The sequence below is a fragment of the Peristeroidobacter soli genome, assembly GCF_004138485.1.
In the GTDB taxonomy this organism is placed as follows: Bacteria; Pseudomonadota; Gammaproteobacteria; order Steroidobacterales; family Steroidobacteraceae; genus Steroidobacter; species Steroidobacter soli.
The window spans coordinates 425,841-438,849 of the sequence record NZ_RYEV01000003.1 but is presented as its reverse complement, the minus strand read 5'-3'; the positions used below and the strand labels follow the sequence as shown (position 1 = coordinate 438,849).

At 62.3% G+C, this 13,009-nt stretch carries 15 protein-coding genes; 8 read left to right on the top strand and 7 right to left on the bottom strand.

Translation table 11 applies throughout. The features are described 5' to 3' along the window. Positions 1 to 4: 4 nt before the first annotated feature. Positions 5 to 973, bottom strand: coding sequence for an arginase (gene rocF / locus EKO19_RS10730; protein WP_217705250.1), 969 nt, complete (start codon positions 971 to 973; stop codon positions 5 to 7). 70 nt (positions 974 to 1,043) lie between these two features. Here rocF and EKO19_RS10725 point away from each other — a divergent pair, with 70 nt between their 5' ends. From EKO19_RS10725 to EKO19_RS10705, 5 genes are all read left to right on the top strand, one after another. After that, positions 1,044 to 1,961 carry a DMT family transporter gene (locus EKO19_RS10725; protein WP_129776415.1) on the top strand — a complete coding sequence of 306 codons (918 nt, stop codon included), beginning with the start codon at positions 1,044 to 1,046 and terminating at the stop codon, positions 1,959 to 1,961. Positions 1,962 to 2,041: 80 nt separating this feature from the next. After that, positions 2,042 to 2,977 carry an ABC transporter ATP-binding protein gene (locus EKO19_RS10720; protein WP_129776414.1) on the top strand — a complete coding sequence of 312 codons (936 nt, stop codon included), beginning with the start codon at positions 2,042 to 2,044 and terminating at the stop codon, positions 2,975 to 2,977. After that, the gene (locus EKO19_RS10715) at positions 2,974 to 3,735 is read left to right on the top strand and encodes an ABC transporter permease (protein ID WP_129776413.1); all 762 of its coding nucleotides are present in this window, start codon (positions 2,974 to 2,976) and stop codon (positions 3,733 to 3,735) included. The genes EKO19_RS10720 and EKO19_RS10715 overlap by 4 nt, the downstream gene beginning before the upstream one ends. 2 nt (positions 3,736 to 3,737) lie before the next feature. Next, positions 3,738 to 4,265 carry a GNAT family N-acetyltransferase gene (locus EKO19_RS10710; RefSeq protein ID WP_129776412.1) on the top strand — a complete coding sequence of 176 codons (528 nt, stop codon included), beginning with the start codon at positions 3,738 to 3,740 and terminating at the stop codon, positions 4,263 to 4,265. Between the two features lie 39 nt (positions 4,266 to 4,304). Beyond that, the gene (locus EKO19_RS10705) at positions 4,305 to 5,432 is read left to right on the top strand and encodes a dipeptidase (RefSeq protein WP_129776411.1); all 1,128 of its coding nucleotides are present in this window, start codon (positions 4,305 to 4,307) and stop codon (positions 5,430 to 5,432) included. A gap of 3 nt (positions 5,433 to 5,435) precedes the next feature. Here EKO19_RS10705 and EKO19_RS10700 read toward each other — a convergent pair whose 3' ends face one another. Beyond that, a complete protein-coding gene (locus EKO19_RS10700; protein ID WP_157995212.1) occupies positions 5,436 to 6,230 on the bottom strand; it encodes an outer membrane beta-barrel protein in 795 nt (264 codons plus the stop codon). An 81-nt stretch (positions 6,231 to 6,311) separates the two neighbouring features. Next, positions 6,312 to 7,055 carry a YceI family protein gene (locus EKO19_RS10695; RefSeq protein WP_129776409.1) on the bottom strand — a complete coding sequence of 248 codons (744 nt, stop codon included), beginning with the start codon at positions 7,053 to 7,055 and terminating at the stop codon, positions 6,312 to 6,314. A 211-nt stretch (positions 7,056 to 7,266) separates the two neighbouring features. On the opposite strand from EKO19_RS10695, the gene EKO19_RS10690 reads away from it, so the two are divergent. Beyond that, positions 7,267 to 7,632 carry a cupin domain-containing protein gene (locus EKO19_RS10690; protein ID WP_129776408.1) on the top strand — a complete coding sequence of 122 codons (366 nt, stop codon included), beginning with the start codon at positions 7,267 to 7,269 and terminating at the stop codon, positions 7,630 to 7,632. A 114-nt stretch (positions 7,633 to 7,746) separates the two neighbouring features. Here the strand turns inward: EKO19_RS10690 and EKO19_RS10685 are convergent, their stop codons facing one another. Both EKO19_RS10685 and EKO19_RS10680 read right to left on the bottom strand, forming a co-directional pair. Continuing rightward, on the bottom strand, positions 7,747 to 8,259 hold the full coding sequence (locus EKO19_RS10685) for a hypothetical protein (RefSeq protein ID WP_129776407.1): 513 nt from the start codon (positions 8,257 to 8,259) through the stop codon (positions 7,747 to 7,749). 41 nt (positions 8,260 to 8,300) lie between these two features. Beyond that, positions 8,301 to 8,483 (bottom strand): hypothetical protein, encoded by a 183-nt coding sequence (locus EKO19_RS10680; RefSeq protein ID WP_129776406.1) that lies wholly within the window; start codon positions 8,481 to 8,483, stop codon positions 8,301 to 8,303. A 96-nt stretch (positions 8,484 to 8,579) separates the two neighbouring features. Here EKO19_RS10680 and EKO19_RS10675 point away from each other — a divergent pair, with 96 nt between their 5' ends. Beyond that, positions 8,580 to 9,491, top strand: a complete 912-nt coding sequence (locus EKO19_RS10675; RefSeq protein ID WP_129776405.1) for an alpha/beta hydrolase — start codon at positions 8,580 to 8,582, stop codon at positions 9,489 to 9,491. 50 nt (positions 9,492 to 9,541) lie between these two features. After that, the gene (locus EKO19_RS10670; protein ID WP_129776404.1) at positions 9,542 to 10,573 is read left to right on the top strand and encodes a LacI family DNA-binding transcriptional regulator; all 1,032 of its coding nucleotides are present in this window, start codon (positions 9,542 to 9,544) and stop codon (positions 10,571 to 10,573) included. Between the two features lie 13 nt (positions 10,574 to 10,586). Here the strand turns inward: EKO19_RS10670 and EKO19_RS10665 are convergent, their stop codons facing one another. Both EKO19_RS10665 and EKO19_RS10660 read right to left on the bottom strand, forming a co-directional pair. Continuing rightward, positions 10,587 to 10,910: a COG5 family protein gene (locus tag EKO19_RS10665; protein WP_129776403.1), complete on the bottom strand. Its 324-nt coding sequence runs from the start codon at positions 10,908 to 10,910 to the stop codon at positions 10,587 to 10,589. 119 nt (positions 10,911 to 11,029) lie between these two features. After that, on the bottom strand, positions 11,030 to 12,535 hold the full coding sequence (locus tag EKO19_RS10660; RefSeq protein ID WP_157995211.1) for a serine hydrolase domain-containing protein: 1,506 nt from the start codon (positions 12,533 to 12,535) through the stop codon (positions 11,030 to 11,032). Between the last annotated feature and the right edge of the window lie 474 nt (positions 12,536 to 13,009).

The window sequence follows — 13,009 nt, the reverse complement described above, 5'->3', positions numbered from 1 at the left end:
TGGATCAAGGCACCGAGCGACGCATCAGCGTGCTCTTGCCGAACAACGATTCGATCAGATCCACCGCCAGCAGCGCGGTCTTGTTACGAATGTCGAGCGCCGGGTTCAGTTCCATCACATCCAGCGACGCCATGCGGCCGGTATCGGCGATCATTTCCATGCACAGCTGCGCCTCGCGATACGACGGCCCGCCCGGAATGGTGGTGAGCACGCCCGGCGCAATTTCCGGATCCAGAAAGTCGACGTCGAAACTCACATGCAAATGAGTGTCGTCGTCGAGGCCCAGCAGCGCCTGTTCCATCGTCTGGCGCATGCCGTGTTCGTCGATGTAACGCATGTCGAACACTTCCAGACCCTGCTCGTGCACGAAACGCTTTTCCGGCGGATCGACGCTGCGAATGCCGATCTGACGAATCCATGACGGGTCGATGGCCGGTTTGTGGCCACTCATCTCGGTCAATTGCGATGGACCGAAGCCGCACAGGCACGCCACCGGCATGCCATGAATGTTGCCGCTCGGTGAGAGCTCACGCGTGTTGAAGTCCGCGTGCGCATCGAGCCAGAACACGCGCAGTTTCTTGCCATGCTCGCGACAATAACGCGCGACGCCGCTGATCGAACCGATGCCCAGGCAATGATCGCCGCCGAGCAGAATCGGCAACTGGCCGTTCTTCAGCGCGCCGTACATCGCATCGTGGACCAGCTGGTTCCACTCCGTGACTTCGGCGAGATGCCGATAGCCATCGACAGGTTCCTGCCAGGGATTGCCGGGACCGTTGAGATTGCCGCGATCGATGACTTGTAAACCGCGTCCGGCCAGCGCCTCGCGCAGCCCGGCCACACGCAGTGCTTCGGGCCCCATCGACGAGCCACGGTCCGCGGCGCCAGTGTCTGTCGGCGCACCGATCAGTGTCACCGTTCTCCCCTTAGCCATCGCCAATGACGAATCGCCCCCCGCGAATTGCGTGCTCATGACCATCATCCTCTCGTTAGAATCGGGTCGAACGCCGTTGTTCTGACCATGCCCGATTGTACCTCAGCCCATGGATGCCCCTGCCGCAACCGCGCGGCGTGAATTGCTTACCGGGGTGCTGCTTGCCGGCGCCGGTGCCATCGCGTTTTCCTGCAAGGCCATCATCATCAAGCTGGCCTATCGCCACGGCGTGGACGCAGTGACCACGATCATGTATCGCATGTTGTTCTCGCTGCCATTGTTCCTGGCGCTGTCGTGGTGGTCCGGACGGAACAAACCGGCGCCCACCGCGCCACAGTGGCGCACGCTGTTCGGATTGGGGTTTTGTGGCTATTACCTGGCGAGTTTTCTGGATTTCGCGGGATTGCAATACATCAGCGCCAACCTGGAACGGCTGATCCTGTATTTGAATCCCACCATCGTGCTGCTGGCGGGCAAGCTGTTGTTCAAGACTCCGGTGAGCCGGCGGCAATGGCTGGCGCTCGCTGTAAGTTATATCGGCGCGCTGGTCGTGTTCGCTCACGACCTGAACACCGGCCCGGGTATCGCGTTCGGCGCGCTGCTGGTCCTGGGCAGCGCCATCAGCTACGCGATCTATCTGGTATACAGCGGCCAGCTGGTGCGCCAGCTGGGTGCGATGCGCGTGACCGGGCTGGGCACCACGATTGCGTGTTTTCTCTGTATCGCGCAGTTTTTCATCTTGAAACCGCCGTCGGCGATGATCGTCGCGCCCGAAGTCATCTGGCTGTCGGCATTGAACGCGGTGTTGTGCACATTCGTGCCCGTGCTCATCACCATGATGGCGTTGGAACGCATCGGCGCCGGGATCACCGCGCAGATCGGCATGATCGGCCCGATGTCCACCATCATCCTGAGCGTGCTGGTCCTGGGCGAGCCGTTTACGGCCTGGATCGCCGCCGGCACGGTGCTGGTGGTGGCCGGTGTCTGGGTACTGGCCCGCTCGCGCGTCGTCCGACCCGATTCGTGACAGGGCGGAAAGTGCGCCGTGCACCGATGGCCACGCCGAGTTCTCTATAATGCGGGCCCCTCACTCGAGACTGGTCGAGCATCGGAGCCCGCGTGCAATCCATCATCTCGGTCCAAAACCTGGTCAAAACCTACGCCTCGGGCTTCCAGGCCCTGAAAGGCGTCGACCTCGAGATCCGCCGCGGTGAAATCTTTGCCTTGCTGGGACCCAACGGCGCCGGCAAGACCACGCTGATCAGCATCATCTGCGGCATCGTCAACGCCACCTCGGGCAGCGTCACCGCCGACGGCCACGACATCCGCAAGGAATTTCGCGCCGCGCGCTCCAAGATCGGCCTGGTGCCGCAGGAGCTCACCAGCGACGCGTTCGAAACGGTGTGGGCGACGGTGAATTTCAGTCGCGGGCTGTTCGGCAAGCCCCCCAATCCCGCGCATCTTGAAAAGGTGCTGAAGGACCTGTCGCTGTGGGACAAGAAGGACAGCATCATCATGGCATTGTCCGGCGGCATGAAACGTCGCGTGATGATCGCGAAGGCGCTGTCGCACGAGCCGCAGATTCTGTTTCTCGACGAGCCCACCGCGGGCGTCGACGTGGAATTGCGACGTGACATGTGGAACATGGTCCGCTCCCTGCGCGACAGCGGCGTCACCATCATCCTCACCACGCACTACATCGAAGAAGCCGAGGAGATGGCCGATCGCATCGGCGTCATCAGCAAGGGCCAGATCATCCTGGTCGAGGAAAAGACCACGCTGATGCGCAAGCTCGGTCGCAAGCAGCTCACGTTGTATCTGCAGGCCCCGCTGCAACAGATCCCGGCGCAGCTTGCCAACCGTCAACTGGAGTTGTCGCCGGACAAGACACAGCTCATCTATACGTTCGATACCCAGGCCGACGCCACCGGCATCGCCAGCCTGCTGCGGCAACTCAGCGAGCACGGCATCGACTTCAAGGACCTGCACACCAGCGAGAGCTCGCTGGAAGAAATCTTCGTCAGCCTGGTGCATCAACGATGAACACTTACGGCATCAGCGCCATCTACCGATTCGAACTGGCCCGCTGGTTTCGCACTCTGGTGCAGAGCCTGTTGTCGCCGGTGATTTCCACCTCGCTGTACTTCGTCGTGTTCGGTGCCGCGATCGGCTCGCGCATGGCGCAGATCGAAGGCGTGAGTTACGGCGCGTTCATCGTGCCCGGTCTGATCATGCTGTCCGTGCTCACCGAAAGCATTTCCAATGCCTCGTTCGGCATTTATATGCCGCGCTACTCCGGAACGATTTACGAAGTGCTGTCGGCGCCGATCTCGGGGATGGAAATCGTCATCGGCTATGTGGGCGCGGCGGCGACCAAGTCCATCATGCTCGGCCTGGTGATTCTCGCGACCGCGCGGCTGTTCGTGCCTTTCAGCATCGAGCATCCGCTGTGGATGGTGTCGTTCCTGGTGCTCACGTCGCTCACCTTCAGCCTGTTCGGCTTCATCATCGGCTTGTGGGCCAGCGGCTGGGAGAAGCTGCAGATCGTGCCCATCATGGTGGTGACGCCGCTGGCGTTCCTCGGCGGCAGTTTCTATTCCATCAGCATGCTGCCGGAGTTCTGGCAGAAGGTCGCGCTGTTCAATCCGGTGGTGTACCTGATCAGCGGCTTCCGCTGGAGTTTCTACGGCGTGTCCGATGTCGCGGTGGGCGTCAGCCTGGGAATGACATTCCTGTTCCTGACGCTGTGCCTGATGGTGATCTGGTGGATCTTCAAGACCGGCTACCGGTTGAAGGCCTGATCATGACCGCACTTCGCTTGCGTCGCGCCACCGAGCAGGACGCCAGGTTGCTGGCGGCGCTGGCCGAGAAAACATTCCGCGACACCTATACTCAATTCAACACGCCGGAGAACATGGACTCGCATTGTTCCAAGTCCTTCGGCGAAGCGATTCAACGCGCGGAGATCCAGGACGCGGGACGAGAGAGCTGGCTGGGCGAAATCGACGGCAGGCCGGTCGCCTTCGCTCAGCTGATTCTGGATAAAGCGTGCCCGTCACTGCCGGGCAAGCGCGGCATCGAGCTGCTGAGGTTTTACGTCGACTCGTCTCAACATGGCAAAGGCGTGGCTTATCGATTGATGGACGAGCTCACCGCCCGCTCCGCTGCACTGGACGCGGAAGTGTTGTGGCTCGGCGTGTGGGATCGGAACACGCATGCGACCGCCTTCTACCAGCGCTGCCGGTTCGAGACGGTGGGAACGAAAACGTTTACGCTCGGCACCGAAGTGCAATCGGATTGGGTGATGAGTCGCGACCTGCGACGGAGCTGATTGCCGCGCTGAAATCGCGTCGACAACAAGGAGTCGTGTATGACCGCGCTGTCCCGCCGCTCTCTTCTGCTCGCCACTGGCGCCGCCGCGCTGACGTTGCCGCTGCGCTGGGCCAACGCCGCGCCGTGGAAGGGCTATAACGACGCCATCGTCATCGATGGCTTGGGTGGGCCGGGCAGCCTCACCATGCAACCCGGCGAGAAGCTCAGCGAAGCGCACCTCAAAGATGTGCGCGACAGCGGCCTGACCGCAGTGCTCATCACGCTCGGACCGGTCGGCACGACGCCTCCGGACGCAGCCTTCAAGGATCTGGTTCGCGGCCTGATCGATGTGGATCGCGACATCGAGCGGCATCCGGACACGTTTGCCCGCATCCGAACCGCCGCGGATATCACAGCAGCCAAGAAAGCCAAACGCACCGGTCTCATCTACGGCGTGCAGGATGGCGTGGCGTTCGAGACCGACCTCGAGCTGCTCGAGGACTTATATCAGCTGGGCTTGCGGGTCGTGCAACCGACTTACAATCGTCGCAACCTGATTGGCGACGGTTGTATGGAACCGGCGAATGCGGGCCTGAGTCGCACCGGCGTCGAAACCATCGAGCGGCTCAACTCGCTCGGCATCCTGGTCGATCTCAGCCACTGCGGCCGACAGACGTCAGCCGATGCGATTCGCGTATCGAAGAAGCCCGTTGCGTTCACGCACACCGGCGCCGCGGCCGTCGTCGATCATCCCCGTCATCGCACCGATGCGGAGCTGCGCGCGGTGGCGGACAAAGGCGGTGTGTCGGGCGTGTTCTTCATGCCGTATCTGACTGGCGGCAAGCAGCCCACGGCCGCGGACATCATTCGACACCTGGATCATATGATCAACGTGGCCGGCGAAGATCACGTGTCCCTCGGCACCGACGGCACGATCTCACCCGCCGTCCTCGATCAGAAATACAAAGATGCGTTTGCCGCCGACACCCGCAATCGCAAGGCAAAAGGCATCGCCGCGCCGGGCGAAACGGAAGACGGCTATTTATTCGCGAACGATCTCAACACACCGCGTCGTTTCGAAACGTTGAGCCAGATGCTGGCCGATCGCGGCTACAGCGCCACCCGCATCGAGAAAATCCTCGGTCGCAATCTGCTGCGAGTGTTCGGCGACGCGTGGGGCAGCTGAGCGTTACAGCCCGAACAGTACGCTCAGCGACGCCTGGTCGATGCGGCTTTGGCCCATGATCTCGTTGGATTGCAGATCGCCGGTACGCTGATACTCGAGCCGCGCGGTCCAGCGCGGCGAGAATGCCCACTGCACGCCCGCGCCCACCGTGAAGACTTCGTCGCTGAAGTCGCGATCTATCTGTGCGCCGGACGGCACAACTGCGCCGATAGCATTTGTTCTCGCCTCGACTTCCTGCTTGGCAAACAACACGCCGCCCCGAAGGAACACTTCCCATTGCGAGCCGAGCGGCAGCGAACCCAATACCGACAGTGCGGGCCCGCGCGAAGTGACGCTGTAGCTGCGGGTGATTTCGGTCACGTCGGATACGGGCGGCCGACTCAGTGAAGGTCCATAGTGCTCCACGAGCGATGCCTCACCCGAATCGACATAGGCGAGCTCGGCGGCGAGATACTTGTTGACCCGATAACCCAGCGAGAAATTCCAGCCAACGTCGGTCTCGTCGGCGGTGAGGCGGGTGGGCAGAAACACCGCAACGGGCACTGGCGAGAATATCGGCAGCCCCGGATTGCCCACGATGATCCCAGCCACCGGCCCAGGGACCACGCCGAGCACCGGCGTGGTCGTGAAGGCGGTCGGCATCGGCCCCACTCCCGCCTGCTTGTCGAGGCTTTGCTCGCTGCGAGCGCCGGCGGCGCCGACATAAAATCCCGGATCGGCCGCTTCACTGATTTCACAGCCCTGTGAAATTACAAACATCGCTGAAGCAGCTGTGTATCGAAACATCCGGCTCTGCATGAGCTCACTCCGTGACATCGTACGATTGCATCTCCTGATGGATGCAATCGTACGGCACGGCGGTTCGAGGCGCAGTATTTTTTACTTAGCCTGCACGCCTGCACCGGCGGCACTGCCTGAAGCGGACTGAGCAAGCGGCGGGCCGGAGAATTCCGTTTCAACGATGACATTCACCGCGTCGCTCACGCCCATCGTCGTGCCCGGCGCCGGGATGCCGTAGCTGATGCCGAATTCGGAACGTTTCAACACTCCAGTCGCGGAGAAACCGATGCGCGCGTTCGGATCCATCGGATGACCGCGATAGCCACCGTTGAAACGCGCTTCGAGCACCATCGGACGCGTCACTCCACGCAATGTGAGCTCGCCGTTGATGCGCATGGTGCGCGCGCCGGTGGGTTCGACGCTGGTCGAGCGGAATGTGATTTCCGGATACTTCCCGGCATCCAACCATTTTTCGCCGGTCAGCTCGGCGTTGAAATCCACTGTGGCCGGATCGGGGAAATCTGTTTCCAACGATTTCGCATCGACCGCGACATTGACCGTCGACGCGGCCAGATTGGCTGGATCGAACTGCAATTGCGCGGTCGCCTTCTTGAAGCGCGCGGTGTAGTTCGAGAATCCGAGATGATTGACACGGAACAGGATGCTCGTGTGCATCGGATCGATCGTGTACGCGCCGGCGGGAACGTCCACTGGCTCTTCGGCGGGGGCCGCGGCTACAGACTCAGACTCCTTCGCCTGCGAAGCGGGCTGATGCGCAGTTTCTTGCTTGGGCGAGCAGGCGGCCAGCGCGGCGAGCATGCCGAGGACGAGTAATCGATTCATTTCGTTGTTCCCTCTGGATATAAAGTCAGTTCGATGCGTCTTCTTGAAGACGCGCCGGCATCGGCCCGGCCGACAAGTCTGCAGCAGATTTCGTTGCCGGCAACCCCGGCTTGGTCCGGGAAATGGCTATTCTCGCCCGCCGGCACTGTGCCGCCGCGTTGCCGACGAACTGCCACTTGGCGGGCTCACGGCGACGGCGGATGATTTGCCCATGAGCACCTCAGCCATCAATTTTCAGGACAAATTCGCCCGTTTCAGCGAGACCTGGCGCCCCAAGGTGATCGCTGAAATGAACGACTACCAGTTCAAACTGGTGCGCCTGCGCGGCGAGTTCGTCTGGCATCAACACGCCGACACCGACGAAGTGTTCATCGTCATCGAAGGCTCGATGACCCTCCGCTTCCGCGACCGCGAAGTCCCCCTGCGCGCCGGCGAACTCTACGTCGTTCCCAAAGGCGTCGAACACCAGCCGTTCGCCGCCGACGAATGTAAAGTGATGCTGGTCGAACCCAAAGGCGTCGTGAACACCGGCGACGCCGGCGGCTGCCTCACCGCCCAGAACGATGTTTGGATCTAGGGAAGCTCTGATTAATCGACTTCCCTGACTCAGTAAGGTTGCAACTGGTTGAAATGCTTCGCCGGGGGAAGTTGCCATCAGCGATGCATGGCAATTGATCAGAGGTTCCCCAGCTCAAGGATTGAGCAATTTTTGAAGCTCAGCCATGGCATCGCGGCCATAGCGAGCCGTGAGGCGCCAGAGCAATTCCCGGTCGACAGTACTTTGTCCGGCAGCAAGAGCATATCGAGCATCGGCGAGATCCTGCGGCCCGCCGGCGAAAAGCTTCATGGCGATGAAGTCCTCGATACATACGACTCGTAACGCGCCGCCCTGGAAGGCCACGTCGATCGCACGCTGAAATGCCTCGTTTTCCAGGCCCCGCAGCCCCACCAGTAAATCGACACGGTTCGAGAATTCGTCGCTCAAGGCCAGCACCGCGCCAATTGGATCGCCCAAATCGCCACGGCGGAGTTCCGTTACAAAACCCGCATCGCGAAAGCGTTGCTGTAACGGCCCCAGCTGCTGAGTCGTTAGGGAAAGAACGGCATCAGCATCCATGCTCGCGCGCAACACTCCGTGCACCGAGGCAGCCATAGCGCCGATGACTGCATAACCGACTTGCTCGCGGGCCAACAGGTCGACCACATCGAGCAGCAGCAGCGCCGACTCACCCGGGCGCCGAGTTCTCATGTCACCTTCGGTTGCCGTGACGCACGGGCTTGTTGGCCGGCCTGAAACAGCTCCGTCATCAAGCGACTGTGAGTCAGAAACGCGTCCAGCCGCTGTTCCGGCGTCAGGCGCTGTGTCGCTGCCAGCAGGCCCTGATCGACCTCTTGGCCGCGACCTTGTCGTGGAGACTTGGGATCCATAGCCCGATTTTAACCAGAGGACTCGCCAGCGCCAGGGGTGCCTCCAAATCCGCCTGAACGGCGAAGTGCCACGCGAGGGGTTGGAAAGGTGGGCACATGATCAGGCATGCGTTGCTGGCTTCCTTGCTGCTGTTGACGGGCTGTGCCTCGCACGAGGGGCGGCCGAGCAATGCGCGGATCGGGTCGGTGGGGCCGGTGGATGTCACGGTGACCCGGGATTTTGTCTACACCCCGCAGGGCTGGCCCCAGGCATTGAAGGCGGATTTGTATAAGCCGGCGGGCAACGGGCCGTTTCCAGCGGTGGTCATGATCCATGGCGGCGGTTGGGAGGGCCGCACGCGACAGGACATGAACGACATTTCGCAGCGGGTGGCCGAGCGCGGTTACGTCGTCTTGAACATGTCGTACCGGTTCGCCCCGCAGTGGCATTTCCCGGCCCAGCTCCAGGATGTGCAGCAGGCGGTGCTGTGGCTACGCGCGCATGCCTCCGACCTGAATGTATTGAAGAACCGGATCGGCACCTGGGGTTACTCGGCCGGGGCGCATCTGGCGGCGCTGGCCGGCGTCACCAGCCCGAGCGACAAATGGTTCGTCGAGGGCACGCGCGTGCAGGCGGTCGTGGCCGGCGGCACGCCGGTGGATATCCGTTATTACAAGGACGGCCCACTGACCAACGGCCTGACCGGCGTCTCCTATGACGAAAACCCCGGCCTGTGGCGCGAAGCCTCGCCATTGGCGCTGGTGAGCAGCGACGACCCGCCGATGTTCCTGTATCACGGCACGTTCGATTTCACCGTGGGCGTGAACAACGCGCATGCCATGTACGAGGCATTGAATGCCAACAACATCCCGGCCGAGCTGTACCTGATCCGCGGCCTGGAGCACATGACCACGTTCATCGTCGACAGCCCCGTGGACAACGGCATCGACTTCCTCGACATCTACCTGCGGGCGGCCAAGCCGAAGCTGTCCGAGGAGACATCCGGGGGCGGGCGCATTCTGCGATGACAAATCGGGCGCTGAGCATTTTCAGCGAAATCTAAGCTACCATCGCGCCCATGTCCGGGCGCAGAACAAGCATCAACGACGTCGCCAAGGCGGCCGGCGTCGCGATCAAGACAGTCTCGCGGGTCCTCAACAACGAACCGAACGTTCGCGAAGAAACCCGTGCGCAGGTGCTGGCCGCCGTCAAACGGCTGAACTATCACCCCAGCCTGTCCGCCCGCAGCCTGGCCAGCCGGCGCTCCTACCTGGTGGGACTGGTCTACGACAACCCCAGCGCCAACTACACCATCGAAGTCCAGCGGGGCGCGCTGGCCCGCTGCCGCGAAGCCAAGTTCCTGTTACTGCTGCATGAAGTGGCCGGCCGCACCGAAGAGGTGATGCAGGACATCCTGACCTTCGCCAACCAGACCCATCTCGACGGCCTGATCGTCGCGCCGCCGCTGAGCGAGTCCGCCGAGCTGATCCGCGCCCTCGACGCCCAGGCCCTGCCCTTCGTGCGCATCGCGCCCAACGAAATCAAACATCGCTCGCCCTACGTCGATATCGACGATGAAGCCGCCGCGCGCGAGATGACCGAATATCTGATCGGCCTCGGCCATCGCAGTATCGGCTTCATCATCGGCCGCCCCGGTCACTTCGCCAGCGGCGAGCGCCTGCGCGGCTACAAGGCGGCGCTCAAGAACCACAAGATTCCCTATGTTCCCGAGTACGTCCGGCAGGGCGACTTCCTGTTCGACTCGGGGCTGGAAATGACCCGTCAGCTGCTGGCGCTGCCGAAGCGGCCGACGGCGATTTTCGCGGGCAACGACGACATGGCGGCGGGCGCGCTCATGGCGGCCCATGAAATGGGCGTGGCCGTGCCGGCGGAATTGTCAGTGGCGGGGTTCGACGACGCGGCCATCGCCCGCACGGTGTGGCCGCCGCTCACGACCATCTGTCAGCCCACCTACCAACTGGCGTATCGCGCGGCCGACCTGTTGCTCGAGATGCTGCTTTCCGGCACGACACCGAAACCCGCACGTCTGGCGCACACCCTGGTGCGCCGGGACTCGACGGCGGTCGCGCCGAATTCGAAACCGAAGTAGCGTTCGAGCAGCGCTACACCCCGAGTGACAGCCGCGAAGCCACGCACAACACCCGCGTGGCCGCCATTTCCAGCGCTTCCAGGTGCGTCTTGAGATAGTCCAGCTCTTCCTGGAGATCGGCGTGCGTGTCCATTGCTTCGAGCAGCGACTCGGGATGTGACTTGAAGTGATGAGTGAGTTGCCGGTCGTCGAGACGCAGCACCGCGATGGCGGTGCGCGCCACGCAGCCGCGCGCCCGATCCCACGCCGGTCCGAACTTGCCTGGATCGATCGGCACGGGGTCGAAAGTCATCGCGGCCCACTGCTCGGGGGTCGCGAGTTGCTCGTCGTCGGACATCGTCGCCTCCTGCAAGGAGGGATCGGGTCAGGCGAGCCGCTTTACCCTGGAGCCAAAACGCCAAAGGCGCGCGCCGAAGATCATTCGGACGCGCGCCCTCGACTCACCCTGCGCGACTGTTACTGACTCACGGACTGAACGATCGGATCGAGGAACGGAGCGAGCACGGCGTAGTCGCCGTTCCAGTCGGTGTCGTGCCAAACGCGTTGACCAGGCGTGGCAGCCGCATCGCGTGCCGCTCCCTCGTGTTGATCGCCGGCACGAACTACGACGAGATCCAGGCTCGGAATGACGACGATCAGGCTGTCACCGAGGCCCCAGGCCCAGTAAGCATCGCGAGGAACGTTCGGTAGCTGACCGTTGGCATTGGTCCACCAGAGAACGCCGTAATTGGTGGTGGCGCCCGGGTAGTCCGATGCAAGGGGATTGGCGAGCGGGGCATTTGCAGGCACCGGGGTGTGGACGGTGTTCACGAACGACTCGGACAGAACGCGCTGCTCGCCCCAGACGCCGTTGCGCAGGAACAGCAGACCGACCCGCGCCATGGCGTTGGGGTTGGCGAACATGCCAGAGGCCAACTCGCGGTTGGGAGGCACATAACCTGTCTGATCGCGATTCGCGTTGTTGCGCCAATGGATATCCGACGCGGCGCCGGCGGCCAGCCCGTAGGTGCTGTTCAAGCCCAACGTCGTCCACACTCGCGTTCCGAGCACCGTCGCCAGGTCTTCGTTGAACACGGTAGTCAACACTTCGGCCAGCCAGTTCAAGCCGCTGTCCGAATAAGACCAGTTCGTGCCCGGGGCATACTGCAACGTGGAGGTGGTGGAGTCGCTTGAAGAAATGCCCCAGCCGGCATACTTGGTGAATCCAGCGGTATGAGTCGCCAGCTGTTGAATCGTGATGTCATCCAGATAGCCGGTGGCCACGTTCGAAATCGGCTTTGCGCCGAACGCCGCGTAGCGACTCTGTGCCGTATCAGTGAGCGCAATGGCGCCGCTGTCGATAGCAATACCGAGCGCGATCCCGCCCATCGACTTGGTCGTCGACTTCATGTCGAAACGTTCGTCGATATCGCCCCACGAGTGCACCAGCCGCCCCTTGCGCACGATCATTCCGGCACTGCCAGGAATCGCGGTGCCAGCGGTCTGCGCATAAGTCGCCGCCTGATCCAGCATCGCCTGATTCATACCGACATCGGCGGCGGCCACCTTGGTCCAGCCATGATTCGTAGGATCACTGTTGGTCGAATCCGACGCCGGATACACTGCCGCGCCCACCGTGACGCTCACCGTGTCCGTGCCGCTCAGGCTGCCATCGCTCACCGTCAATGTGAGCACATAAGTGCCGGCGCCAGGAAACGTCACACTCGTCGCGGCTGCGCTCGCCGTACCGAATGTCACACCGCTCGGGCCGCTGGTCGCGGTCCATGCATAGGTGAGAGTCGAAGTGGAAGAGTCATCGGTGGCCGAGCCGCTCAACTGCGCGGTCGCCGTTGGCAACTCGATTGTTTGATCGGTGCCGGCCTGCACGGTCGGCGCCGCATTCTGCGGCTGTTGCTGAACGGGTGCGCTGGTGCCGCCACCGCCGCCTCCTCCGCCACCGCACGCGGCGATGGACAATGCCATTGAGACGCCGATCGCCACCTGGCGACAACGCTGAATCAATTCGGAACGAGAGCGCTGTGACTCCCGCGACATGACGCGCATTCGATGTTCCCCTCGCAGTTCTCGCGCCGCCACTCGTGCGCGATGCAGACAACGCTCGTGACTTTCGGAAAGGTCCTCGGCCACGTCAGAAAAATCCTGGGCAAGCTATGCAGCTCGCGTGCCGCCGCTGCACAACGCGCAAATGCTTTGTTTCAGGCGGTTTTGGAATGTTTCTCTTGTACTTTTTGCAACACAGGGATGCATGCGAAGAATGTTTTTCCACGCCGATGGGCTGAGACCGGCGTCGCAGTTTCGCGCCAAGCGGGCCTTTTCGCAGGACGGCCACTACGGGGAGAACCCGGCTGTGAGCCGGTTAACATTTGTCGAAATCGGCAATGCGTAGGCTGCCGCTATGTTCAATTCCCGGCCGTTCGCCGCCTGACCCGCATCGCC

Coding starts and splice junctions, on each gene's coding strand:
- EKO19_RS10725 (WP_129776415.1), top strand. CDS start 1,044: ATGGATGCCCCTGCCGCAACCGCGCGGCGTGAATTGCTTACCGGGGTG.
- EKO19_RS10680 (WP_129776406.1), bottom strand. CDS start 8,483: ATGGATCCCAAGTCTCCACGACAAGGTCGCGGCCAAGAGGTCGATCAG.
- EKO19_RS10695 (WP_129776409.1), bottom strand. CDS start 7,055: ATGAATCGATTACTCGTCCTCGGCATGCTCGCCGCGCTGGCCGCCTGC.
- EKO19_RS10660 (WP_157995211.1), bottom strand. CDS start 12,535: ATGGCATTGTCCATCGCCGCGTGCGGTGGCGGAGGAGGCGGCGGTGGC.
- EKO19_RS10675 (WP_129776405.1), top strand. CDS start 8,580: ATGATCAGGCATGCGTTGCTGGCTTCCTTGCTGCTGTTGACGGGCTGT.
- EKO19_RS10665 (WP_129776403.1), bottom strand. CDS start 10,910: ATGTCCGACGACGAGCAACTCGCGACCCCCGAGCAGTGGGCCGCGATG.
- EKO19_RS10690 (WP_129776408.1), top strand. CDS start 7,267: ATGAGCACCTCAGCCATCAATTTTCAGGACAAATTCGCCCGTTTCAGC.
- EKO19_RS10715 (WP_129776413.1), top strand. CDS start 2,974: ATGAACACTTACGGCATCAGCGCCATCTACCGATTCGAACTGGCCCGC.
- rocF (WP_217705250.1), bottom strand. CDS start 973: ATGAGCACGCAATTCGCGGGGGGCGATTCGTCATTGGCGATGGCTAAG.
- EKO19_RS10705 (WP_129776411.1), top strand. CDS start 4,305: ATGACCGCGCTGTCCCGCCGCTCTCTTCTGCTCGCCACTGGCGCCGCC.
- EKO19_RS10670 (WP_129776404.1), top strand. CDS start 9,542: ATGTCCGGGCGCAGAACAAGCATCAACGACGTCGCCAAGGCGGCCGGC.
- EKO19_RS10710 (WP_129776412.1), top strand. CDS start 3,738: ATGACCGCACTTCGCTTGCGTCGCGCCACCGAGCAGGACGCCAGGTTG.
- EKO19_RS10700 (WP_157995212.1), bottom strand. CDS start 6,230: ATGCAGAGCCGGATGTTTCGATACACAGCTGCTTCAGCGATGTTTGTA.